The sequence below is a fragment of the Lactobacillus sp. UMNPBX19 genome (genome assembly GCF_002553805.1).
GTDB lineage: Bacteria > Bacillota > Bacilli > Lactobacillales > Lactobacillaceae > Lactobacillus.
Map to the genome: position 1 here is coordinate 23815 of NZ_PCYR01000015.1, position 25385 is coordinate 49199.

24 protein-coding genes, 2 tRNA genes and 1 pseudogene are annotated in these 25385 nt (G+C 33.7%); 23 read left to right on the forward strand and 4 right to left on the reverse strand.

All coding sequences use genetic code 11. The features are described 5' to 3' along the window. Window positions 1-5: 5 nt before the first annotated feature. From CP370_RS05725 to CP370_RS05740, 4 genes are all read left to right on the forward strand, one after another. Complete coding sequence (locus tag CP370_RS05725; RefSeq protein ID WP_087712527.1) at window positions 6-2024, forward strand: DHH family phosphoesterase; 2019 nt, start codon at window positions 6-8, stop codon at window positions 2022-2024. Window positions 2025-2035: 11 nt separating this feature from the next. Further along, window positions 2036-2491, forward strand: a complete 456-nt coding sequence (rplI, locus tag CP370_RS05730; RefSeq protein WP_003651632.1) for a 50S ribosomal protein L9 — start codon at window positions 2036-2038, stop codon at window positions 2489-2491. A 2-nt stretch (window positions 2492-2493) separates the two neighbouring features. Next, the gene (gene dnaB / locus CP370_RS05735) at window positions 2494-3867 is read left to right on the forward strand and encodes a replicative DNA helicase (protein ID WP_004896324.1); all 1374 of its coding nucleotides are present in this window, start codon (window positions 2494-2496) and stop codon (window positions 3865-3867) included. Window positions 3868-3964: 97 nt separating this feature from the next. Then, entirely contained in the window at window positions 3965-4849 is an 885-nt protein-coding gene (locus CP370_RS05740) for an ROK family protein (RefSeq protein ID WP_087712526.1), read from the forward strand. 64 nt (window positions 4850-4913) lie between these two features. Here the strand turns inward: CP370_RS05740 and CP370_RS05745 are convergent, their stop codons facing one another. Both CP370_RS05745 and CP370_RS05750 read right to left on the reverse strand, forming a co-directional pair. Then, window positions 4914-6056: an Mbeg1-like protein gene (locus tag CP370_RS05745; RefSeq protein ID WP_087712525.1), complete on the reverse strand. Its 1143-nt coding sequence runs from the start codon at window positions 6054-6056 to the stop codon at window positions 4914-4916. A gap of 116 nt (window positions 6057-6172) precedes the next feature. Continuing rightward, window positions 6173-8191, reverse strand: a complete 2019-nt coding sequence (locus CP370_RS05750; protein ID WP_087712524.1) for a hypothetical protein — start codon at window positions 8189-8191, stop codon at window positions 6173-6175. Between the two features lie 207 nt (window positions 8192-8398). Here CP370_RS05750 and CP370_RS05755 point away from each other — a divergent pair. The 18 genes from CP370_RS05755 to CP370_RS05835 all read left to right on the forward strand — a co-directional run bounded on the left by CP370_RS05755 (window position 8399) and on the right by CP370_RS05835 (window position 22763). Beyond that, window positions 8399-8471, forward strand: a tRNA-Thr gene (locus CP370_RS05755). Between the two features lie 355 nt (window positions 8472-8826). Then, the gene (locus CP370_RS05760; protein WP_007127152.1) at window positions 8827-9660 is read left to right on the forward strand and encodes a helix-turn-helix domain-containing protein; all 834 of its coding nucleotides are present in this window, start codon (window positions 8827-8829) and stop codon (window positions 9658-9660) included. Between the two features lie 323 nt (window positions 9661-9983). Next, window positions 9984-10841 (forward strand): IS982 family transposase, encoded by an 858-nt coding sequence (locus tag CP370_RS05765; RefSeq protein WP_087712523.1) that lies wholly within the window; start codon window positions 9984-9986, stop codon window positions 10839-10841. A gap of 261 nt (window positions 10842-11102) precedes the next feature. Then, entirely contained in the window at window positions 11103-11375 is a 273-nt protein-coding gene (locus CP370_RS05770) for a MoaD/ThiS family protein (protein WP_007125837.1), read from the forward strand. A gap of 65 nt (window positions 11376-11440) precedes the next feature. Further along, window positions 11441-12178, forward strand: coding sequence for a HesA/MoeB/ThiF family protein (locus CP370_RS05775; protein WP_007125836.1), 738 nt, complete (start codon window positions 11441-11443; stop codon window positions 12176-12178). Further along, a complete protein-coding gene (locus CP370_RS05780) occupies window positions 12175-13386 on the forward strand; it encodes an MFS transporter (protein WP_087712522.1) in 1212 nt (403 codons plus the stop codon). The genes CP370_RS05775 and CP370_RS05780 overlap by 4 nt, the downstream gene beginning before the upstream one ends. Before the next feature lie 584 nt (window positions 13387-13970). Then, complete coding sequence (locus CP370_RS05785; RefSeq protein ID WP_087712521.1) at window positions 13971-14519, forward strand: hypothetical protein; 549 nt, start codon at window positions 13971-13973, stop codon at window positions 14517-14519. A 490-nt stretch (window positions 14520-15009) separates the two neighbouring features. Then, entirely contained in the window at window positions 15010-15156 is a 147-nt protein-coding gene (locus tag CP370_RS09745; protein WP_157662325.1) for a hypothetical protein, read from the forward strand. An 80-nt stretch (window positions 15157-15236) separates the two neighbouring features. Continuing rightward, entirely contained in the window at window positions 15237-16097 is an 861-nt protein-coding gene (locus CP370_RS05790) for a hypothetical protein (protein WP_087712520.1), read from the forward strand. Window positions 16098-16255: 158 nt separating this feature from the next. Then, entirely contained in the window at window positions 16256-17050 is a 795-nt protein-coding gene (locus CP370_RS05795) for a hypothetical protein (RefSeq protein WP_087712519.1), read from the forward strand. A 200-nt stretch (window positions 17051-17250) separates the two neighbouring features. Then, window positions 17251-17565 carry a hypothetical protein gene (locus CP370_RS05800; protein WP_087712518.1) on the forward strand — a complete coding sequence of 105 codons (315 nt, stop codon included), beginning with the start codon at window positions 17251-17253 and terminating at the stop codon, window positions 17563-17565. A gap of 1 nt (window position 17566) precedes the next feature. Next, window positions 17567-18676 carry a cell division protein FtsK gene (locus CP370_RS05805; protein ID WP_087712517.1) on the forward strand — a complete coding sequence of 370 codons (1110 nt, stop codon included), beginning with the start codon at window positions 17567-17569 and terminating at the stop codon, window positions 18674-18676. Further along, entirely contained in the window at window positions 18673-19023 is a 351-nt protein-coding gene (locus CP370_RS05810; RefSeq protein ID WP_087712516.1) for a hypothetical protein, read from the forward strand. The genes CP370_RS05805 and CP370_RS05810 overlap by 4 nt, the downstream gene beginning before the upstream one ends. 215 nt (window positions 19024-19238) lie before the next feature. Then, complete coding sequence (locus CP370_RS05815; protein ID WP_087712515.1) at window positions 19239-19607, forward strand: hypothetical protein; 369 nt, start codon at window positions 19239-19241, stop codon at window positions 19605-19607. Window positions 19608-19832: 225 nt separating this feature from the next. After that, entirely contained in the window at window positions 19833-20195 is a 363-nt protein-coding gene (locus CP370_RS05820; RefSeq protein WP_087712514.1) for a hypothetical protein, read from the forward strand. 16 nt (window positions 20196-20211) lie between these two features. Further along, window positions 20212-21255: a Rep family protein gene (locus tag CP370_RS05825; protein WP_087712513.1), complete on the forward strand. Its 1044-nt coding sequence runs from the start codon at window positions 20212-20214 to the stop codon at window positions 21253-21255. Between the two features lie 46 nt (window positions 21256-21301). Next, the gene (locus CP370_RS05830; protein ID WP_087176855.1) at window positions 21302-21496 is read left to right on the forward strand and encodes a hypothetical protein; all 195 of its coding nucleotides are present in this window, start codon (window positions 21302-21304) and stop codon (window positions 21494-21496) included. Window positions 21497-21563: 67 nt separating this feature from the next. After that, complete coding sequence (locus CP370_RS05835; protein ID WP_087301052.1) at window positions 21564-22763, forward strand: site-specific integrase; 1200 nt, start codon at window positions 21564-21566, stop codon at window positions 22761-22763. A 148-nt stretch (window positions 22764-22911) separates the two neighbouring features. Here the strand turns inward: CP370_RS05835 and CP370_RS05840 are convergent. Then, window positions 22912-23979: pseudogene (locus CP370_RS05840) on the reverse strand (APC family permease). Between the two features lie 332 nt (window positions 23980-24311). On the opposite strand from CP370_RS05840, the gene CP370_RS05845 reads away from it, so the two are divergent. Continuing rightward, a tRNA-Thr gene (locus CP370_RS05845) sits at window positions 24312-24384 on the forward strand. Window positions 24385-24960: 576 nt separating this feature from the next. Here CP370_RS05845 and CP370_RS05850 read toward each other — a convergent pair. Beyond that, window positions 24961-25200, reverse strand: a complete 240-nt coding sequence (locus CP370_RS05850; RefSeq protein ID WP_087712512.1) for a hypothetical protein — start codon at window positions 25198-25200, stop codon at window positions 24961-24963. Window positions 25201-25385: the final 185 nt, after the last annotated feature.

The following is a 25385-nucleotide window of genomic DNA, read 5'->3' on the forward strand; positions in this document are numbered from 1 at the left end:
TTTCAATGAAAGGCTTTTTACGCAAATTAGAATTGCCTGAATTTGTTAAAGATACACGTTTAACAGCATCATTGATTATTGTCCTTGTTTTATCCTTATTAGGAGCGATTATTGGGACATTAATTAGTCCACTTTTTGGACTTGCTATGGTGCTGCTGTTCATCTTAACAATTATTTTTGTAATATATGGAATTTATGTTCTAGCTGGGAATACTAATAATTATGCTGCTAATCTTTCATACCGCATAAAGCGTGGGGAACAAGAGGCTATGATTAAAATGCCTCTCGGAATTATGCTTTATGATAAAGATCGACAAATTCAATGGATTAATCCTTATCTGCAAATGTATTTGCATGGTAAAGATATTATTGGCTCTTCTATCTCGTCAGTAGATAAAGAGTTAGCTAAATATGTTGATGATGCTATTAAGTCAAATAGCAATCAAAATAAAATTATTAAATGGGGCGACCGAAAGTTTGAAATGGTTGTCCAAGATGACTTGGGTGTTGTATATTTACTTGATATTACGCGCTATGCCAATATTGAGGAAAAGTATAAACAGGAGAGATTAGCAATTGGCTTAATATTTATTGATAATTATGATGAATTAAGCCAATCTATGAGTGATCAGAACTTAACAAATATGAGTTCATATGTCCAAAATGCCCTCAGCAATTACGCTGGACAATTTAATTCATATCTTAAGCGTATTGATGAAGATCACTTTATTTTGTTGACGCATATGCATGATTTGGCCAAGATGGAAGAGGATAAGTTCTCTATTTTGGATAAAGTTAGAACTGAATCAAGTCGAAAGAATATGCCATTGACCTTGTCTATTGGGATTGCATTTGGCTCAGAAAGCTTAAATGAAATTGCTGATCAAGCTCAATCTAACTTAGATTTAGCTTTAGGACGTGGTGGAGACCAAGTTGTTGTAAAACAATCGGGTCATGAAGCTCATTTTTATGGTGGAAAATCTAATCCAATGGAGAAACGAACTCGGGTAAGAGCTAGAATGGTTTCTCAGGCCTTGGTAGAATTATTTAAGGGCGTTGACCATGTTTTTGTTCAAGGGCATCGAAATCCTGACTTAGATGCGATTGGCTCTGCAATTGGAATTGTAAAAATTGCTCGAATTCATGGTGTAAAAGCTAGTGTTGTTTTAGATGTTGATCACGTTAATTATGACGTGGGACGTTTGATTGCTAAAATACAAGCTGCCGGTATCGATAAAGATGTATTTATTTCGCCTAAAGATGCTTTAGAAGAAGCAACAGATGAGTCTTTACTAGTTTTAACAGATCACTCTAAGTACAGTATTACTTATGATCCAGAACTTTACGACCGGTTGAAGAATCGATTAATTATTATTGATCACCACCGCCGCGGGGAAGAATTCCCTGAAAATCCAATGCTGGTATACATTGAGCCGTATGCATCTTCGACTTGTGAGCTTGTAACTGAAATGATTGAGTACCAACCTCAAGGTGGAGAAGGTGTCTTGACCGATTTAGAAGCATCAGCTATGCTAGCTGGTATTACAGTCGACTCAAAGGAATTCTCCTTGAGAACTGGAACTAGAACTTTTGATGCAGCAAGTTATTTACGGTCAATTGGAGCAGATACGCAAGTTGTATCTGAACTTTTGAAAGAAAATATCGATAATTACTTGCAAAGAAGTCACTTAGTTTCTACGATTGACATGATTGAACCAGATATGGCTCTCTTAGTGGGTGAAGAAAATAAGCTTTATGATCCCATTATTACTGCTCAAGCAGCCGATACAGCTTTATCTCTTGAACATGTAGATGCCAGTTTTGCATTAACTAGACGGAGTAAAGATGCAGTTGGTATCTCAGCTCGTTCAATGGGTAATGTTAACGTTCAAGTAATTATGGAGAAACTAGGCGGAGGCGGTCACTTATCTAATGCCGCAACTCAGCTCAAGGGGATAACAATCGAAGAAGCTAAAGTTAAGCTCTTGGGAGCAGTTAATGACTACCTCAAAGAAAATGAATAGGAGTGAAACTTATGAAAGTTATTTTTATTAAAGACATGAAGGGTAAAGGTAAACGCGGAGAAGTTAAGAACGTACCTGATGGCTATGCTCAAAACTTCTTGATTAAAAATGGATACGCTAAAGAAGCTACTAGTTCTAACTTAAATACCTTAAAACGTGTTCAAAAAGCTGAAAAAGATGCTTATGAAGCAGAAAAGGCTGCTGCTGAAGATATTAAGAAAAAACTTGAAGACGACAAAACTATTGTTAACTTTAAGTCTAAGGCTGGTACTGATTCTCGCTTATTTGGTTCTATTTCAAGTAAGAAGATTGTTGAAGGACTTGAAAAGCAATACGGAATCAAGGTTGATAAGCGTAAATTAGAGCTTCCAGAACCAATTAAATCATTAGGGTATACAAATGTACCTGTTAAATTATTTAAAGGCGTAGAAGCAGTAATTCGCGTTCACATTACGGAGCAAGACTAATAATGGATAATGTTGTTTCTCAACAAATTCCCCATGATAGTGAAGCAGAAAAGGCGGTCCTAGGGGCCGTCTTTTTAGATCCCGAAGCAATTATTGATGCTTCGGATGTATTACAGCCTGATGATTTTTATGAACATGCAAATAGAATTGTTTTTCAGGCAATGCTTAATATCTCAGATCGTGAGGAAGTAATTGACCCAGTTACTTTACAAGATGAGTTAAAGAAAAATAATCAAGTGGATGATATTGGAGGTATTGCCTACGTTACAGAACTATCAATGGCAACTCCGACAGCAGCCCATGTTACTTACTACGCAAAAATTGTAAAGCGAAAAGCTATTCTTAGAAATCTAATTTCTACTAGTCAAAGGATTATTCAAAATGCAATTGAAGGCTCTGATGATGTAACTGATATCTTAGATGATGCAGAAAGCCAAATAATGGGGGTCTCCCAGGATAATGCAAGTGGTGGGTTCAAATCTATTCATGATGTATTAAACACGGCTATGGAAGAAATTAACTCGATTCCTGATGATGGAAATATGGTGACTGGTTTACCATCTGGATTTTCTGAATTAGATAAGATGACAACTGGTTTTCACGATGATGAATTAATTATCTTGGCCGCTCGTCCTGGGGTTGGTAAAACTGCTTTTGCTCTTAATGTGGCACAATTTGTTGGACTAAAAACTGACAAAACCGTTGCTATGTTCTCTCTTGAAATGGGAGCTGAGCAATTAGTTCAAAGAATGCTAGCTTCTGAGGGACTAATTGATTCACAGCATCTTAGAACCGGTCAGCTGACTGATGAAGAGTGGCGTAAGCTAGTTGTAGCAGCTGGTTCACTAGATAATACCAGTATCTACATTGATGATACGCCAGGAATTAAAATGAGTGAGATTCGAGCTAAAGCCCGTAGATTAGCTAAAGAAAAAGGAAATTTAGGCTTAATTGTAATTGACTACTTGCAGCTAATTGAAGGACCACGCAGTGAATCTCGTCAACAAGAAGTTTCCGCAATTTCACGTCAATTAAAGAAATTAGCTAAAGAATTACATATTCCTGTTATTGCCCTCTCACAACTTTCTCGTTCAGTTGAACAACGTCAAGATAAGCGTCCAGTTTTATCTGATATTCGTGAATCTGGGTCTATTGAACAAGATGCCGATATTGTTGCCTTCCTTTATCGTGATGATTATTATCGTGATGAGCGCGACGAAGATGATGAGGGCGAAGTAGAAGCAGAAGAAGATAACGGCGAAGTAGAAGTAATTATTGAGAAAAACCGTTCTGGTACACGTGGAACAGTTAAATTAATGTTCTCTAAGCCATATAACCGTTTTTCAAATCTTGACTATACACATAGCGAGGCTTAAAAAAAAGATTTGTAAGCGTTTCGTTAATTAGCTATACTATAATAGTTAAAAGTATATCTTTTTAGTAAAGATAAGTGAATGAGAAGGTGTAAGTTGAATGGTAGAAAATAAATATGTTGGTAGTATTGAAGCTGGTGGAACTAAATTTATCTTGGCAGTTCAAGATACAGAAACTGGCAAAATTGTAGCTAAGAAGAGAATTCCAACAACAGATGCAAAAGAAACTTTAGCAAAAAGTATTGAATTCTTTAAAGAGCATCCAGTAGCTGCTTTGGGAATTGGTACTTTTGGTCCAATTGACATCAATCCAAATTCTAGAACATTTGGTTATATCTTAGATACACCTAAGCGTGGTTGGTCAGGAACCAATGTTAAAGGCACTTTTGAAAAAGAATTAGGTATTCCTGTGGTAATGACTACGGACGTGAATGCTTCTTGTTATGGTGAGTATATTGCACGTGGAAAAGATGATGCTAAGACTTATTTCTATGTAACAATTGGGACAGGAATTGGTGCCGGCGCGGTACAAGCAGGTAGATTTATTGGTTTAAATAATCACCCAGAAATGGGCCACATGCTAGTCACTCCTTACCCTGGCGACAACTATACTGGGAAATGTCCATTTCATGGAAATAAATGTGTTGAAGGAATGGCAGCTGGACCTTCTCTAGAAGGAAGAACTGGTATTCCAGGTGAAAAACTACCTAGAGACCATAAGGTATTTACCTATGTTTCATACTATGTAGCTCAATTATTATTCAATGCTTACATGACTATGCGCCCAGATGTAATGGTTGTTGGTGGATCAGTACTCAATGATCAAGACTTGGTTCAAGTTCGTGGATTCTTTAGAGAATTTAATAATAATTATGTCGCAACGCCAAACGTTGACGAATTAATCGTACGTCCAGCAGTTGAAGATAATGGTTCTGCCACTTTAGGTGACTTTGAACTAGCTAAGAAAGCTTTGAAAAATCAATAAAAATATATAGTAAAAAGGCAACTTCATTTGAAGTTGCCTTTTTTGTGTTTCACATGAAACAAATTTAACTTCCATCATATGAATCATCAACAATTGGACCTTTACTTGAATCGTTGCCAAGGGGCTCTAGATGTTCAGTATGGTTAAGAAATGGAAGATTAATGTATTGACGTGCTGTCGTGGCAATATCAGATACTATTTCATTAGCAATTAAGCGAGTTTTGGGATCTAATGAAAGATAAGCATGACTAAATTGGATTGCGCCACGAATTTTATTAGTTGTTAGTTGGCTAGCATCGGTAATTTCTTGGGATTCTAGAGCAGTAAAGAAAGCAAGCCAGAGCTCTTCACGTTTTTCACGTGGAATTTTTGTATTCCAGGAAATAAATGTACTCCTAATAATTCTGCTGGTATTACTGAGACAAGGAGCCAGAACAAAGCTATTTCGGGCAACTTCCCAATGAAGAAGATTATGTTGCTGCATTAAATGTTTCATCTTACTTTTAACTACGATGACACGTTCGGGATGATCAAGCATCATTCCAAAAATTGATCCTTCAGGAACATAGGTGATCATCTTGGGAATAGCTCTTTGAAATTCTAGTTGATCATAAGTTTCTTTCATAAAGCCAGGACCGTCAAAACTATATGCTTTTATTATTTGATCTTGAATTTTAAGTGAAACAGCAGAGATAGCATAAGCAGCAAAATTTCCACCTTTTGAATGACCAGTAGTATAAATTTGCTTATCAGGATAAGTCTGGGCAATTTTATCTAAATAGTCTGCTGCTACATTTTGTCCAAAAATTTCTGGCTGATAACTCATATCTACATCTTCATTAAGTCCGACCATGGATCCATCAGTTCCTCGATAGGCTACTAGAATAGTCTGAGGATCTAATTCAATTGTCATGGCTGTGAACTGGACTGGTGGTTTTTTCTGGGAAAGATGAGACCAGTCTAAAAAGCGCATATTTTTATATCGATCACTAAGGTTGATTAATTGAGCTTCTACTTTATCTGAATGAATTAATGTCTTTTTTTGTATTAAACGTTTTGTAGCTGCTTCGAGAGTATGCCCTTTAACACTAGAATCAAAAGGAAGATAAGCAAATGCGGCAAAAAGTCCAGCATCTAAACTATTGAATGGTTCTCGATCAAGTGTGAGGTCCCCTCGCCAGCGAACATAATCAAGTATTTTACCCAAGATAAAAGTCCTCTCATTAAGGATTGTATTATTTTTATTTTAATGCTTTTTGGCTTAAAGATAAAAGCAGAAGACATTTATCTATAAAAAAGAAGAGCTAATGCTCTTCTTGATTACTAAAATATCAGTTGAATAGTTTCAAGAGGTGAAAGGGAAGCTTTAATTGTAGCAATATTATCTCTCACATCAATTTTAACTGCTTCCTTTTCAATGCTACTACCATGCTTTCTAATTAAGGTAGCCGTAGTAGATGGTAAAGGCTCACTGATGTGCCATTTAATCTCTGTATAACTATCTAAGTTGAAATTAGCTAGCCAGACTACTTTACCATTTTCTTGAATGTTTAATTTAACGTGAGGCATATCGATTAAGTAGTCAGTAGGTTCAACGCTAGCCATAATTTGTTGCATCAACCCTTGTTTATATGAAGAAAATTGTGATTCCCAACCGTGTTTTGGATCTTGATCCATGGGAAGGACAATTATATGGTCATCAATAACTGCCATGAAATTTCCAAGTTTTTGATCGATAGGATTATAAGCCGAACTCCAAATTTTGACATTGCTATTTGGTTGATAATCAAGCTGTAAATAATTACCAGTGTGTTGAAGCATGGTAATACGTGGATTTTTAACGCCTTGAACAGTAACACCATCTGCTTGTTCAAATGATTGATATCCACTTTTAGCTGCATGCCATTTAGCAGATTGAATATGGAGTAAGTTACCTAAATCTCGATCAAGCAAAACTTGAATACTTTCACCATCAAGTAGAACTGTATTTTGCGTGATTAGTTTAGTGATTTGACTATCTGTAAGATTGCGCAGCAGTTGACCAGCGATTGCAATTGTTTGATCTTCGATTTCAAAATTATCTTGAATAGGCAAAATAGTTGTTGCAAAGCTAAAACTGGCTAAAAGACTAGCCCAGTTTTTTTCATGGGGAAGCAATTCCTCTGGCTCTTTGCCCAAAGTAGTATGAGCAGTATAAGCAGAATCCTGATCTACTAGAACTTTAATACCTCTTAATTCTTTCATATTGAGACGGTGGTTAGATAAGGCAGAAGCAAATGGTTTAATATCTGCAAGCATCTTGCCATAGCCCCAATCTTCATTAATTCCGTTGCCCATCATATCAAAGATATTAAGCATAATGCCCTTTGCACCAAGAAGGGCGGTCGTAATAATTTGAAAAGCAATAAAGGTATTAGATTTTACTTGCGGAGTCCACATTGAATTTTCTAGTTCTGGATATAATTCAGCATGTGGGCCTAAAAACGCAGCAGTAGTACGGCTATATTCTTCGAATTTGCGCCCATAAATCAAAGGAGCTACTTCGTTATAAGCTGGTAGGTGAGGCCGAGCTACACGTGGGTGTCCAGGACCAGCTTGAGCATCAAATAGTTTAGCCCAGTCTCTGCCTTCAATAGCGTGCCAGTCTGGAAATGAAGTCATTTGTCCCATATCAGTATCTGGACTTACCTTATGAACTGCTTGTTCAATCAAATGCTCGTTTTCAATCATTTCCTTGCGAGCTTGATCAAGATAAATTTTTCGTTCAATGGTAGGTTCTCCGGGCTTTAACATATTTTTGACAAATTCTTCTCGACTTTCATCCTTACCTAGTTTTTCTTGGTATAGTTTCATATGATAGTCGCAGAAGCACATCAATTTTAGAGGAGTATGGTTATAGTGTCTAAAGTCATCCTCCATCCATAACCGACGAGGATGAATTGAGGCATATTGTGCATATCTCTGAGCTAAATATTTACGCCAAGTAGGATCTGCAGGACAAGCCATATCTTTAGCCGTATTACCATTAATATCTACAAAAGTATTAAAGCCAATCTTAGGATTAACACTAAATCCACGGTCTGAGTGCATAATGGTTGTCCATGGATTTAAACTAGTCGTAACACCAAGTTTAGCCAGTTGCTTTTGTAGGGGGATAATGGCATCCAACCAAACTTGAGTCTCTTCTTTTGTTAAGTGGCTATGGTTTAATTCTTCACCGTTAATAATGAAAGCTACGTCATCAATTTTTGCTTTTTGTACAAAATTTAAGAGTTTCTCATCTTTTTCAGGTGTGTTGGTACGTGGATCAAAAACGTAACGTAATGTATAAATGTAGCTCATGGTATATCCTCAATATTCATACTCAATTAATATTAGTAATTTTTGTTAATGTAACTTATTATATTAAGTTACACTGACATAGTAACATCATTTGAAAACGTTTTCCAGAATAACAAAATAAAATATTACTAACTTAACTAAAAAATCAAAAAAACTCTTGTGTATTAATAAAATATATGATTAAATACATAATTGTCATATAAATAAGCTGACTTAGCTCAGTTGGCAGAGCACGTCACTAGTAATGATGAGGTCGAAGGTTCGAATCCTTTAGTCAGCATTATAAAGTTTCATTTAGATTGATTAACCTTGATTTATCAACGTTTTACGAAGATAAGTTAAGGTTAATTTTTTTGTATAAATGATTATTTGACACACAGTTTGGCACACGAAAATAGACTGTGTGACAGAAAAATTTTTTGAGGCAAAACAAAGGTTGATATGACGGGCTTTAAGCCCGTTTTTTTGTGTGCAGAGTACAATTTTATGATCAAAATGAAAATAATTGTTGATTTCGCTTGTAAGTTACACATATTAATATTTATAAATTAGATCTTTTTTGAAGTAGAATATTATTATTAGTTATTATATATTTTTGAAGAAATCTTATATTAAGTATATTACTGAGGAATTCTATGAAAATTGGAAAAGCATTACGTGTAGAGCGTCTAAAACTCGGATTAACACAACAACAAATGTGTGAAGGGATTATTAGCAGACCTTTTTATGCTAAAGTTGAAAGTGGGAAAAATAAGATTAATGCAGAAAGTTTATTTCAAATCTTATTTAAACATCAGATTGAAATTGATGACTTTTGCCAACTTATACAAGATACCTATATTACTAAAAATAGAAGGGTTATAAATAAGTTGCAAGAAAGAATGGATTATGCATTTAGTACTAAAGATATTGATTCTTTAATACTAAACTGTAAAAAAATTATGAATGTTCCTGGAGATAGGATTATAAAATTACGAACGTTGGTAGCTATTGCTTATTTTAGAAATGAACTAAATGAGATAGATAACGGGATTAAAAAGAAAATAAAAATAGAATTTAATGAAGGACAGAAATGGACAAAAAGACCAGAATCATTAAGGCTTTTTGCTAATACGATGCCATTATGGTCGCAAGATGAATTAAATTTTTTTATAGGACGATTATTGGCTACAGTCAAAAATGAGAATATTACTGAATTAATGTTAGAAAGGTATTTAAGAATATTTGAAAATTATTTAGCTACCTGTTATGAAAGAAAGATACCAATGAGAAAAAATAGTAATCATATAGAAGAAATAATTGACTATATTACGAATGCAACATCATCAAATGTTCACTTGATGATATATAGAATAAATGCTATTTATATGAAATCATTATTTAAGAATGATAAAGAAAAAGTTACTAAAATCAAGGCAGATATGAATGATTATGGATATGGAAAGCTAACTATTAATTGGCCTAATTGAAATATTGTTAAATAAAAATTTGGTAAATGTGTAAAACTCTAATTGATTATGTTGGGTAAGAATGAACATGATTAATTAGAGCTTTTTATATTTTTAGTAATTTGAATATTTAAATTGTATCTCTTTAGATTATTAATTTTAAATAGATTGTGTATGTAATAAGAATGTGTAACAAATATGATACTAAGAATATTTGATCTTAATTAATTGATTTATTATTAATACACGCGTGGTGCTAGTTAAGTCGTTTTAGTTAATAAAAAAGTCCAATCGGATTAGACTCAAGTTGTAACTTAAATTAAATAGAAAAGAGTCTGATCTAATTGAACTACCTCAAGCTTGATCGTTTTTCTCACCATTTACAAGTTAGCTTTGCTCGTCTAAATGTAATTTGTCGTTCCTTGTACAAGTTTTGTGCTCCTGATGAATTGAAGCACCGTAAAAATGTTGATCAGGTTAAAATTTCTGACAGCTCTATCTTAGCGATGCTTATTTGGCAAACTGAAATTGGTATCGAATCTCAAAGAAGATTTTGTAAATTCTTTGTCGGTTTGTCTCATTCTCGCTTTAATCGTCGGGCACGAATGCTTATGCCTTTAATGCGCTGTATCCGTCAAGATTGGAATCAAGAAGTAAAAACAGCTGGAGAATTCTTAATCATTGACAGCTTCCCAGTTCCAGTTTGTCAGCCCATCCGCAACTATCGCGTCAAGATCTTTCGTGGCATAGCTGATATCGGCTATAAAGCCACTAAAAAAATCTATTATTACGGCTTCAAGGTTCACGCGCTAGTAAGTGATGACGGCTATGTGCTTGACTACGCAGTCACTAGAGCATCAGTGCATGATGCCAAAGAAACAGTAGAATTGATGATTAATGCTCATCCAATTAACCATTATCTTTTGGGCGATGAAGGCTACTTAGGAAAAGATTTAGCTACCGAGTTAAAAGGTATGGGCTATGTGCTTTGGACACCATATCGAAGAAACATGGAAGGCGCTAAAAAGCATAACGATCATCAACTGATGGCAATTAGAAGAACAATTGAAAGCGATTTTTCTTTGCTCAGTTACTATAACGCTGAAAATAACCGAGCAAGGAGCTTAGCTGGTTTTCAGCAGCGGCTAGAAATAGCCATTTTAGCTTATAATATGGCATATTGCCTAGAACGATTTAACTAGCACCACGCGTATTAATACAAATAAAGATAAAGGGGGCATCAAAAATGATTTGGTGGGAATTACCAGTACTTTTAGGTTAATTTGAGGCTTATTAAATAGCGTTAAAACTTTTTAAACACTATTTAAAGTAAACTGAAAATTAGTAAGAAGATAAAGAAAGTCACATACTGTGATCCTTAAAACAGATTTGTAAGGATAAACGGTATTAATAATCATTGTCTAGTATTAGAATCTGATTTTAATGAAAAGAGATAAGGTCAAATGATTACTGTTCAATTAAGAGGTATTGCTGAAGGTAGATTGGGAGTAAATCATATTGATTATGATTTACGTTTAGGTTCAAAAGTAAAAGATATGATTCAAAGAGTTGTATCTTTAGATGAAGACTTGAAACATAATATTTTTAATACCACGTTAAATGAGCCTAGAAAGTTATGTAGAGTTTTAGTAAATGGAAAATTAGCCAAGTTTAACCAAACAATTAATGCGACTGATAATGTTGCATTAGTAGGTGTGGTTACTTGTGACGGTTAATTTAAGAGCCTTTTTTTGGGGGTCTGGAAATATCCAGGCTCTTTTGCTTAAGAAAGGAATAGAAAATGATATTTGAAAATTCTAGATATAATCGACAAATTCAAATGCCAGAAATAGGTGAAGAGGGTCAAAAACGCTTAAGTAATGCTAGTGTAGTTAGCGTAGGTGCTGGTGGAGTTAAATCACCGTTGCTTTATTATTTAGCAGCTGCTGGAGTGGGAAAAATTAAGATCATTGATTTTGATAAAATTGAATTAAGTAATTTGAATAGACAAATATTGTATACCACTGATGATATTGGAAAATATAAAGCTAAAGTTGCTGCGAATAGATTGAGGCATTTAAATCCAGAAATTCAAATAATTGACTCAGAAGAAAAAGTTACACCTCAAAATATCAATACTTTATTATCTAATTATGATATTGTTTTAGAAGGTGGAGATGGTCCAGAACAACGTTTAATGGTCAATAAATATTGTGTAGATAATAATATCCCTATGGTACATGTTTCTGCACAGTATGGCTATGGTTATGTACTGACTATGCTTGATGCTAAAGTAGATCCGTGTTTACAATGTGCATTTCCAGATTTAGCTGAAAGTCGTAGAGGACCAGTAGCAGTTTGGGGTATAGGAACTGGTATTGCTGGTGTAATGGGTGCTAATGAAGTTTTGAAGATTATCTTGGAAAAAGGAGATTTAGCTCGTGGATATCTGCTTTGCGCATCCAGTTTTTCAAATGATTATTATAAAATTCCAATCCCTAAACTTTCAGATTGTCCAACTTGTGGCAAAATAAAATGATCGCTATAAATAAAGAAAGATTAATTGAGCGAGCTGCCTTACTAGCTTCTGGCGTAGATTCTTTAGGAACAGGTTCGTTCGTTAGTATTTCAACTATTTTCTTTTTGAATAATAGTCATGTCAGTGCAACTTTGATAGGAATAGGGCTGACTTTATCAGCAATATCTGGCATGGTTGCTTCCGTACCTGTTGCATACCTTGCTGATCGATTAGGAAAATTAAGAATATTTTCGGTATCTTATATATTAAGAGCATTTGGAATGTTGTTATGGCAAGGGATAAAAGGAAATATTAGTTTCTTAATTTTTATGACTTTGTTTGGAATAATTGATCGATCCGCAGCCTCTTTAACTAGAAGTTTAATAGTTGCACCGTTGAGTAAAGAAAAAGCTTCGATTTTAATGGGAAATATGGCTTTACCAACTAATCTGGGATATGGTATCGGTGCTGGTATAAGTGGAATAATAAGTTTTTTTAAATTAAATTTATTTATAGCTTTGATTATTAATGCTTTTTCTTTTATATTAGTTGTTTTAATTTATAACTATGCTTTAAAAGATGTTGATGTAACGTCAGCTAATATTAAGCGTTCACCATTAACATCTTTTAAAGCAATTAAAAGTTCCTTAATAAATAAAAAAAGATTTAATTTGATTATTGAAAACTTTATTTTTTCATTTCATAGGACTTTACTAAACGTTTATATTCCTTTGTTAGTTGTAAAAAACTTTACTAACTTAACATGGATGGCACCTACTGCGTTTGTATGTAATACTATTGTTATTGCTCTTTTTCAAGGTTTTGTAAATAAAATTGCCGTTCAAAAGAAAGTTTATGATATTTTTTGGATTATTTCTGGATTCTGTTTAGGGATATCATTTTTTGGAATAGTTATTTCTAACATTAATAATACAAAAAAGTTTTATTTAATATTACTAATATTGTTAGTTATTGTTCAAATAATAGCTGAGTTATTTAGTTCTGCAGCTCTAGCTGTTTATATGGTTGAATTTAGTAGATCTCAATATTTGACTTTGGATTTAAGTGCTATAAATTTGGGAGGACAATTACAGAATATTGTAGGACCAATGATATTTGGGGAATCTACTACTTCTAATTTTTTATATCCTTTGTGTATGGGAATTCTAACGTTAGCTATTACTATAAATGAATTAAAAAATAAAGTAATATTAAAAAACTCTAACTAGAAGATTAACATAAAGTTTTTAAATTAATAAAGCCGGATTATTAAGCATAATTAACCTTGGTTTATCAGTATAAACCAAGGTTAATTTTATTAAATTTTTTAATGGGTAACGTCTACTGTAAAAAAATAATAGTGAGACATAAACAAAAAAAGAGAAACCATCGTAAAAGATTAGATTCTCTTCTTGATGAAAGTAAAATTGTTATATTGAATATGTATTTTGTAAATCCGGGATAAAAATTTACTTTATAATTTAAGGCCTTTTGGACGTTGTAGGCTTAAGTGCCTAAGAAAAACACTTTAGGCGTTAAAAATTAACAAAAAATCGGGGAAGAAAAAATAAGAAATCGTGGATTAATTTAGAGTGCATGTTTCATATAAAAGTGCATTAATAAGATGGAAATTTAGCTACTTTGTGAAATATTAAAGCATATGTACTTCTTACTTAGAACAGTGTTTAGACTTCTTCAACTTTTTTATTCACAAACTTAAAATTGCTATAAAATAGTAGATGTGAAACGAAGAAACTCTGTTTCACAAATCGACAAATTTGTTTTTATAACGTTATAGAAAGAAGTGATACATTTGGTTAATAAAGTATTAACCAAACCGCGGGTACGTGGCAAGACGCACCATAAGACTTCACTTTATAGTAAATTAGAAAAGGCTTCGATGTTAATCGGAACAGCTGGTTTACTAGGCGGAGTCATTGGACCTGTAATTGCACCCGCTGAAGAAGTTCTCGCAGTTTCACGTAGTGAAATGCAAAAGAGAGCTAAACAAGGTGGCTCAGGTGGTAAAGCTACACCGCTTGGTACTTCTGAAAGAAAGCCTGGTCCTTCTAAGAAATCTGGAGGAAAAGGCGGTGGACCTAAAGTACATGGTAAGTTGCCTAACAAACTAGATATGTCTTATCTAGTTCCTTGGGGTAATGGCATTTATCATGAAAATGCCTTGGGCTCAAATGCAGGTAAGCTTACTGGTGTTGACACCGATCACGGCTACTACTCAAAGAGTAACACTTACCGTGATACTAAGCTTGATCCATACTTGGGCAAGAATCCAAAACTTGCAGAAGAAAAGGGACATTCAAAAATAATTATTTTGTTAGCAGATGACATTCATGGCAGATAAGCATAAGTTAACAAAATAATTATTTATTAAGGATATCTTTAGTGCGACCTTTTTTTGGTCGTTGCAAGACTTTTTATCATAATCTTTTTGGATATCTTTAGTGCATTCATCCACTGCAAAACTTCTTCTTTATCTTCTTGGATATCTCTAGTGCATTCATCCACTGCAAAACTTCTTTTTTCTCTTTCTCCATTGCTTTTTTTCTCTTGTCCCCAATTTCTTTGTAAAAAAAAAAAAAACTATTGACTGAAAGGAGATTTGAGATTATAATGATCGAGCAACGCGAGACCACATAGGAATCGGGGAGCTGCGAAAACGTAGCATCCAAGCGAAAAAGAGGAAAAAGGGACGAAGTTTACATTTAGAAGCGTCCCTTTTTTTGTTCTCCCGCTAGTAAAGCGGTTACACAAAACTATCAGTATCGGGGGGTAGCTAAGCATTATGCTGGCTACCCCCTCTTTTTTTATTTTTAATTAAGGAGATTTTTACGATGACTCAAAAGCAAACTAATGAAGAAAAATATATTGATATTCCTTTAGATGACGATGTTGAATGGGACAAATATCCTTTGGATGATGATGAAATTTTTGAGTATCTTATAGCTGAAAATGCCGTAATGTATATGGCTAACAACTAGGAAAAATTATATTTGGTAATAAGGCAGTTAAGCGAAATGCTTAGCTGCCTTTTTTGTTTTTAATTAAGGAGAAACTTAAAATGACTCAAAAACAAACTAATGAAAAAAAGGCTATTAAACGCTATGAAATGAATAAGAACTACTATATTACGGTTGATCAAATAATCAATAAACTCGATATGAAATATAAGTTTTTTGAAAGTAAAGAAATTTTTGATCCAGAATACTTAAGAGAATACTTGGGGGAAAAAGTGAGTGAACATGATAAAAAAATGATGAAAGATCTAACAGAAAAAATCACCTCTACTGTTAAAGACAAAGTGAATAAAGATGGTTTTAGTTATTTGGATCAAACCAATGAAGATGGCACAGAAGAGTTGTTAATTGATTCACGTGGTCTTATGAACCTTGATTTTGCATTACATAACTATTTTTATTCAAAATCTAGCATTATGAATTTGCAGGCGCTTAAAGATCGTGATCATGAACTTCAAAGCAAGCAAATAGCAGAGATTGCTAAGGATCAAGCTGATCAAGACAATATTTTAATCCAAGTAAAAAATAGTGATGAGCGTTTAAATAAGCAACAATTTGATGATGTTGACGATATACTATGGGATTGTGATCTTAGTGTTTTTTCATATGATTTAATTTCTGATATTGAGAAAGCACAACCTGATCTAATGAAATATCAACAGTTTGATGATGATTTTAAAAATAGATTTACTCGCGATTTCGAACACGTGAAGGTAGAAATAGCTTGTAAAAATATTTTTTATAATAAGATGGTTCTCTTTCGTAGAGATAGATACATTAAAGACTATTTTATGAGGGAACTACATACTGTTAAAATTCGTGGCAAGCAAATAGTGTATGAAGGATATTCAGAATATGATCGTAAATTACAAAATCCACTTGAGTGGTATTGTTATAATTTTTAAGATATCAAGAAAAATATTGATATCTTATTTTTTATACAATCTTGCAAAATTTCTTGATAGTTCCTAAAGGAACTATCCAAATTTAAAAATAGTTAATTAAAAGGCAGTTAAGCGAAATGCTTAGCTGCCTTTTTTGCGTTTTCAAAGAGGCGAAAGACATGCAAGTAAGTACTATAGAAAATCGTGAAGATTATGTTTCAATCAAAGAGTTAGTTGATTTAATTGATAAAAAGTACATATTGCACTTACATAACAGTAAAAAAGATGTTGATAAACTGGCAAAATTAGCACTTGAAAAGAAAATAATTTCGACTATTAAGAAAGAAAATAATATTGATTATATCCAAGAAAATCGAGGTAAAAAGGTTTATCTAATAAATCGAGGAAGCATTAATGCTTTAATGAACTTATTAGAGAAGTACATCATTAGTAGACCTCAATTTACAAGGCATGATGAGGTTCTTTATAGTAAACAATTAGCCAAAATCAGTGATGGAAGTCAAAAGGATAAAACTTTAAAAGAATTGCAAATTCAGAAAAGTTCCGACTATCTAGAAGGTAAGAGCCTGGAAAATGCTAAGAATTGTATTATTCAAATTATTGATAACAATTTATATAACACAACGTATGACTCTACTCGAAAAGTTGTTGAGAAAATCGAGAAATTTGCTGCTGATAGCTACGACGATTTTGCTGAGGCTTTTAAAATTCATTTCAATCAAGCTTTTGAGGAGAAGCTAACTTATGATTTAAACAAGGTCAAAACGGAAATTATTTTTCAAAATAGCTTTAAGCAAAAATACTCAAGCTTTAATCAAATTGCTTATATTAAAGATTATTGTCTGAGAGAGCTTCATACAGTAAAATATGATGATACTTTCATAATTCGTAAAGGGTATTCAGAGTATGACATTAAATTGCAAAATCCACTTACATGGTACTGCAGAAAATAGAGCACCAGGAAAAATCTTGGTGCCCTTTTTTCTACATAATTTCAAATTTTTTCTTGATAGTTCTTAAAAAGCCTATCAAATCAAGGAAGAAATTTCTTTATATTTTTAAATTTTTTCTTTTTTATCTGGTTCAAAATATTAAGCATAAGGAGGAAAAGAAAACCTTCTTATTAGATTATAAAAGAAAGAAGTAATTAATCATGAAAAGAAAAAGCAATGGTACAAGCTACAATGTTGAGGCTGTGTGGGAAAACTTAGATAAGAGTAAGCCAATTTACTCTTTGAGTACTGAACTAACACCTCAATACGTCTGGGAAGATGGTAAGCCTACAGATAAAATCATTAGTTACAAAGCTGGCTTTACTCAGGAAGGTGCAGAATACTTCCAAGTGAAGTTCCCTAAGAAAGTGAACTTACCTCGTTACATGTCAGTCGTGACTTTTGACAACATCACCGCTTTTCAAATGCGATATGATGTTTATTTCAAGGCTGATGACGTGAAAGAAGTCAAATAAAATGAATACTGATGAACTTAAAAAGTATATTACTCAGAGCATTGATATGGCGCTAGGTTCTGACATGCAAGGCGAGAGTAGTTATACTAACAGTTTTTCTATTGAGTTAGACAAAGGTGGGATTAAGTTTATTCCGCGGATGCCCGCGGGATACTTAATCGATGATAACTTGTATCAACACATTTTTAAGATTTTGAATGTTGCACTTTATCCGAACTATACACTTTTGAAACAAAATACAACATACTTTGTACCGATTAGTACACGTAATATTCATGTTCAACGTGCTCTGTATTTTCCATGGCAAGTGGGAATTCCAAGACGTTTGATAGTTACTAATCTTGAGGATTTTGCAACCCAGAATGGCGGTAAGATTCAAATTATGAAAAATTTGAGTATTGACTATAACCGTGTCACTTCAATTGCTTTGGCTGGAACCTCTGGTAGTGGCAAGTCTTATTTCCTAACCTATCTCTTGGAATCCTTAAAGCATATTGATGAAAATGTGCATGGTGAAATTGGACTCAAAACTCTAACAGTAATTGATCCCAAAATGGATGAACCCAGCAGATGGGCTAAGGCTAATGGCGTTAAGGTTATTTATCCTGCTACAGATCGTTCAAAATCTGACTTTGTAGCACAAATTAATGATGTATTAAGTGAATGTTTAAAATTGATCCACAAGAGGCAACAGGTATTATTTAACAACCCAAGTACTACTTTCAAACATGTAACAGTGGTAATTGACGAAGTTTTGGCGCTTTCGGAAGGTATTAATAAAAATATTAAAGATACGTTTTTTGCTCTTTTATCACAAATTGCATTGTTAGGGCGTGCAACTCGTGTACACCTAATATTGGTAAGTCAACGTTTTGATCATAATAGCATTCCAACATCAGTGCGCGAACAAATGAACGTATTGGTTCAGTTGGGCAATATTAATCGTAAAACAACACAGTTTCTTTTCCCAGACCTAGATCCCGAAGGAATTGTGATTCCATTAGGTCGGGGAACTGGTTTGATTCAGGTCATTGACGATGAACATCCTTATCAAGTTCTGCCCTTATTATGTCCAACTTATTATTTAAGTAGTAAGGAGAAGATTCTATGACTATAACACCTCACGAATTTCATTGGTATATCCAGGCTCTAATGCAGAAGCAGCAATTAACTGCATTCATGGAAAAACCGCTTGATACCCTTGCTAAGGGAAGCGCAGAATATATGGAAGCCTATAGGTTTAATTCTTATATCAGGCTATCTAAAGTTAAATTGAATTGGAATAAGATTGAAGTAAAAGTTCGAATTCCTGAATTTCCTGAAGGTCAAGCACAACTTGATGCAATTTGGGATAAAGTTGTCAAGAAAATTTATCGTATGAATAATGGAGTTTTTACTTTATCTAATTATAAAAATAGTGACCCTAATTACTACGTTGTAGAAGGAACACGCGTTTAGATTTGAAGCACCAGTTTTTCTAGGCTGGTGCTTTTTTCTGCATTAATTGTATTTTTTTCTTCAAGCTAATGTTTTAAATCCTTAAAAGCTTGATGTATCAATAAATACTAATTCCTAAAATTTCTACAAAAGGCCCCCGATTGTTCTCAATCGCTCAAGGTATGATGAATATGTAAACAGGAAAAGAAATTATCTCACGAAAGGACAAATTTATTATGAAGAGATTTTATAACGGTATTTTATACGACTCAGATAATGCTGAATTAATTGATGATTATGAAAGTGATTATCCAGTTAATGACTTTAATTACTTCAAAGAAGGACTTTATCGAACATCTGAAGGTAAGTTCTTCTTATATGGTGAAGGCAATGCAGCAAGTAAATATGCTGAACGTGTCGAAGGTAACGGACCTTATGCAGCGGGTGCCGATCTTGTGCCTCTTTCAACTGAAGAAGCTAAAAAATGGTACGAGGGAAATCTTGAAAGGGTTTATCGTGATCGAGATATTACAGGATTGTACGAGACCTACTGCGAATTATTCAAAGGCAAAAGTAGCAGCAAAAATGAAGGAAAGGATGAATAAAAATGATTAACTATTCATTTAACGCGGCGCGCCCGCCGCCCGCCAAGGGCGAGAGGGACAGCGCCGCATAAAAAAACAAGCTATTTATGTGTGCGTTGCATGAAAAACTATATATGACAACTAGTGGGCTTGTTATTTTCTAGTTGTCATAAACTGTGCAAACTGTGCACAAAGAGTTGAAAGAAAGACAAGCCCTAAAAAGGTAATAGAAACGAGGAAAACCTTATGGAAAAACAAAATTTAAATAAAACTAGAGTTGTTTCAAAGATTTATGAAACAGCGGATTACAACCAATTTAGTGCAGTTGATGATTCTTTGTACGATCAAGAACACATTAACTATTTAATTTATGCTTACCAAAATAAGCATAAACCATTACCTCTAATTGTAGTAAAACCTGAGGCAGGATACTTAAAAATTGTGGAAGAACAGGATAGTTTCTACGCGGCTAAGCGATTAGGTGTTCCTTTGTATTATTACGAGAAGTACAAGACAGTTTCTAAACCTTTACATAAAGTTGATTTATCGTACAACGATTTAGAAGATTTATTAAAAGAGCTTTTAGATAAATATAATTTTATTTGTTAGTTAGAAGGTATTTTTCATGAAGAAAGAACCACGCGCGCGCCAATTCATGTACGTGCAAGACTTAGATCATCTCAAAGTAAAAGAAGATGATTTAAGCGATATTTTGAACAAATCAGGGGCGCTGGAATGGGTCTATATTAATCATGATAAAGATCCAAAAAAAGATGAAGATGGTAAGATCATCAGGCCTCATATTCATGCGGTATTAAAGTATGAAAACCCGCAAAAAGTTAGTACTGTGGCGAATCTCTTTAAAGACCAATCTCAATATGTAGATGTGTGGAAAGGCAGAATTGCCAATGCTTACTCTTACTTACTTCACGAAACTGAAGAAGCACGAGAGCAAGGGAAACACGTTTACAAGGCAAGTGAGGCTGTAGCTTCTTTCGATTTTCCAGCGAGAATGAAGAGTATCAGAGCTAAGATTACTAAAAGCCCTAAGTACATTTCTTCTTTGGTCGATCAGTATGCAGAAGGTAAATTAACTTATGACGAGTTGGAACAACTAATTGGAGTTTCTCAACTTGCAAGGCGTAAAAAGTTAATTGATCAGATTACTGAACTACGGGCAGAAAAAGAGCATGAAAAATGGCTTAAAGATTTCAAAGGTAAGAGCATGAAAGTCTTATGGCTGTACGGTGTGGCAGGTGTAGGTAAGACTCGTTTTGCAGAATATCTTTTGAGAAATAAGAAGTATGCAATTCTCGGTAGTAGCCGTGACTATTTTCAAGACTATAATGGTGAACATTACATCATTTTAAATGACTTGAGACCACGCGACTTTAATTATTCAGACTTACTTAGAATTCTTGATCCTTATCAACACGACAAGGCTGCGCCAAGTCGCTATCATGATAAGAAGTTAAATGCTGAGGAAATTATCATTACAACACCTTATTCACCAGATGATTTCTACAAGTATATTTTCGTTGATGATCGGAGAGTGGATACGGTCGAGCAACTTTTAAGACGTATTCAACCGCTTCATATTACTAAGCACTTCATCAAAAAACGCTTAAAAACAAAAAAATCTAAGCAAGACGATCAAGATAATGCTTAGACTTTTGTAAATATTTTTCCAACTGAATTATAGGTGATAATACGAAATGAATCAATTGATTTTAAACGGTAAGAAACTACGTGAAGCATTGAATATTAGTACAACGCTATTTTACAAGTTTTTAAAAAATGGTATGCCATATCATCAAATTTCTGGTGGACGGAAATATTATATTTTAGATGAAGTCACAGATTGGTTGACAAAAGCAGGCTATCATCAAGAAAAAATTTGGTCAAAATAGAAGCTTAGAGGTAAAATGAAGGCGAACTTTGTTTTGCCTCTTTTTTTATAAATTTAGAGGTAGAAAAGTGATAAAGAAAGTAAATAAAGATTCAAAAAAAGTTTATCTTGTAAGAATTCAACCACGTGATCAAATAACTGGAAAAAGAATTAATTTTCCAATTAAATATGCAAAAAACAAAGCAGATGCAGCAAAGCTTGAATCACAAATGTGGAATGAGTATAAAGCGGGATTAAACTTAGGAAACGGTAAGGCAATCTTTGCTGATGAGTTTCAAAAGTATGTTGATCAACGTGCTAATTCAATTAGTCCGGTAACTTTAAAAGCTTGGCAAGATTCAGCTAATTCCTTTAAGAGTTACTTTGGAAACGCCAAAATTAATGGAATTACTACGCAATTAGTGTCTAAGTACGCTCATGATTATGTAAATAAACATAACGTAACTGTTAGCAGGTCTTCTACTATTGCTAAAAGGCTAATTCATATGAGAAATTTCTTTAATACAATTGAGGGAAAGAGTATTAAAGAAAATCCTGTTCCTGAGAGTCCATTAAAAGTATTCTTTCGTCAAAGTGATTTTACAATTTCAAAAGATTGGCGGATCTTTACTAATGATGAATTAAAAAGAATCAGAAATTTAATTATTAGTGATTTGAAGCATAGTTCGGTTATTAATTGGGGAAGTAAGCTAGCAATTCTAATTGAAAGTTATACTGGTATGCGAGTTGGCGAGTTACAAGCATTAAAGTATGACAATATTATCTATAAAGATGATGTTTGGACTTTAAAAATTAACAATAGTTGGTCAGATTACATGAATGATTTTACAGGGAGCTTGAAAGCACGGCCTAAGGGATATTCGAGAACCGTATTACCGTTACCTCAAGAAGTTATTATTTTGCTTAAACGGTATCAAGAAAAACAATCTAACTTTTTGAAGGAATACAATTTGGATAATTCTTCAGGGTTAATTTTTATTAATCTTCATGATTATAAAAGCGCGTTTAATGATAAGCCAATTAATCAAAGAAGTATTAATGATATGCTAAAAAGCATTTGTGACCGCTTAAACATTAAGGCAGAAGATAAAAGAATGAGTTTGTACTCATTTAGGCATTCAATTTGTACTCATTTGGCTAATGTACCAGGTATGTCATTTACTTGGGCAGCTGAAAAAATGGGTCACTCTTTACAAATGTTTATGAATACCTATGTTGGAGTAGATCCTAGTATTAATAAGCAAATGACTCAACTTTGGTTAAATTAGTTTTGTGTTCCAACAAATGGAACATGAATTAAATAAGTGAATATTATGAGCGTTGATATTAAAGGAATCAATGATTAGAACCCGTGCGCTTCTAGTCAGCACTATAAGAACAAAAAAGTCGCTAGTTTATCTAGCGTCTTTTTTTATGCTAATCATGATTTTCATTTATTTCTATCGCCTTATTTCTGTTTATTTTTCCTTACGCTTAAGATAGTAAAAAATAGGTAGGCCAACAGCTACTATTCCTAAAAATAGAACTACACCAGCAGGATCATTAAATAGTTCACTGACAACGATAAATAATCCACCTAAAATTGCAACGATTGGTACTAAAGGATAGAGTGGAGTACTAAAAGGACGATTAGAATTTTCTCGTCTTAATTTAAAAATGCCGAAAAAGGCCAAAATATAAAAGCAATATATCGTAAAGACACATAAGTCTGATAAGCGATCAGGATCGAACGATACTAGCATTAAAGTTGCTAATACGGTGATAAAAATAGTAGCAACAATAGGAAATTTTCCTTTTGGAGTTAAATAGGACTTTTTGAGGATTTTTCATTTCACCACCTAAGTTCGCAATTAAAATCCAGCCGTCGTAAGCGAACAAGGTAGCTAACACAGCAACTCCAAATCCGCCATTACTTTGTTTAACGTCAGCGATAGTCTGACCGAGGGCGTTATTTTGACCCCAAAAGATACCAAAAATAATAATTGCAGCAATCGGAATCATTTTTCCAATTGTAGTAATAACAGAAAATGCTGCTCCTACCTTATTGTCTAAAAAATTAATAATAGTGATAAAAAGCATACACCCGATTGATAGAGGAATGCGCCAGGAATCATCTCGATTAAAGAAATTGGCGATAAGAATACCGGTAAAACCACCTACGGCTGCAATAATTGCAGGGCCATAGACGATAACTTGCATCCATCCGGCTAGAAAACCAAGAATTCGACCATATAACTTCTCGATGTAAACATATAATCCGCCAGTATATGGCATTTGAGCTCCAATTTCAGCAATTGTTAAACCAGCTGCTAGTGTAATAACACCACCAAAGATCCAAGCACTAATAGCTAAGGTTGAATTATGAGCACTTTGAAGAACTGAGGCTTGTTTGAAAAAGATACCTGATCCAATGATTGTCCCAATAACAATTGAAATAGCTGAAAAGAAGCCTAATGAACGCTTAAGATGGTTTTGTTGTTTCATCTTGATAATCCTTTCTAAAAGAAAAAAAGCCCAGATTCACAAAAATCACTCTGCTATAAAAGTGATTAAGCGAATCTAGGCTTTTTTGGAAATATTTGGCCACACAAAATCACTCATGTTCCACTGGAAGTGGAAGATGAGGAAGAAGAAGTATTTAAATTAGTGCGGTGTAAATATTTCATGGTTTTAACTCCTAAATGATTTCATATTAGAATATCATGATATTAGTAAAAAAATAATAAATATATCTTTAATTAAGTAATTAATTTTATTGTAAAAAAGTTTTGCTTTTTCCAACATCATCTGCTATACTAGTTAACGTTGTGAGAAACGCTGACTTAGCTCAGTTGGCAGAGCACGTCACTAGTAATGATGAGGTCGAAGGTTCGAATCCTTTAGTCAGCATTATAAAGATTCATTTTTATTGATTAACCTTGATTTATCAACGTTTTACGAAGATAAGTTAAGGTTAATTTTTTTGTATAAAGAAAAACAATGCACATAATCTACACACGTTTTAGAGTGAATGAACTCAGAGCGTAGAATAAAGGTTGATATGACGGGCTTTAAGCCCGTTTTTTTGTGTGCACAGCGTGAACACGGAGTATAATTGAATTATTAGAAACAATGTAGACTAAATAGGTGAAAATATGAGTTATACGATTTATACCAAGGGAATAACTAGTAATTTCTTCGATAAAGATGGATATAAAACTGGTTTTTGGTGTTATTACTTACGTACTTAAAATACTACTGAATTAAAATGTAAAGTAGTTAAGAATGAAGATACTAGAAGCCGCTATGAGGGATACACAGGCTCATAGTAATGAACAATACCGCCCATCCTAGTTTAAACAAGGAAATGGAAGATTAGATAGGAGAAAGAGCAACTTACGTTGCTCTTTTTTGTTTCGGATAATTAATATCGTTTGCTAAAAATTATAAGAAAGAAGTAGTTTTTATTATTGCTGCGCTAAACCGTTAAACATATGTAGTAATGCCTTGCGTAAGGCCGATTGAATTATATGGATCCATTTCGTGCATCTGTTTTGGCGTAAACTTATGGAAGTTATACGAATACGAAATTGTATCGGCTGCTGGTCCGTCGACAACATATTGGCCGGTTAAGTCGCCACCGTGCATTCTATTGCCGTTTATTTCGGCTCCGCCGGGTCTTGCCATAAAACGCATAATGTTTTTATGTGTTTTTGGATCAACCATGTAGCCGTCTGTATTTATTTTTACAAGGGTACAGTTATCGACTGCATTTCTTAAGTCGTCTTGAAAATCTGCATAACTATAGAGTTTATCTGGTTTTTGTATGTGTAACGCTTTTTTCTGTTTGTATATAGTAAGAAATAATTAACTAAATTAGATCATATTATTAGTCTTGATGTAATAATATG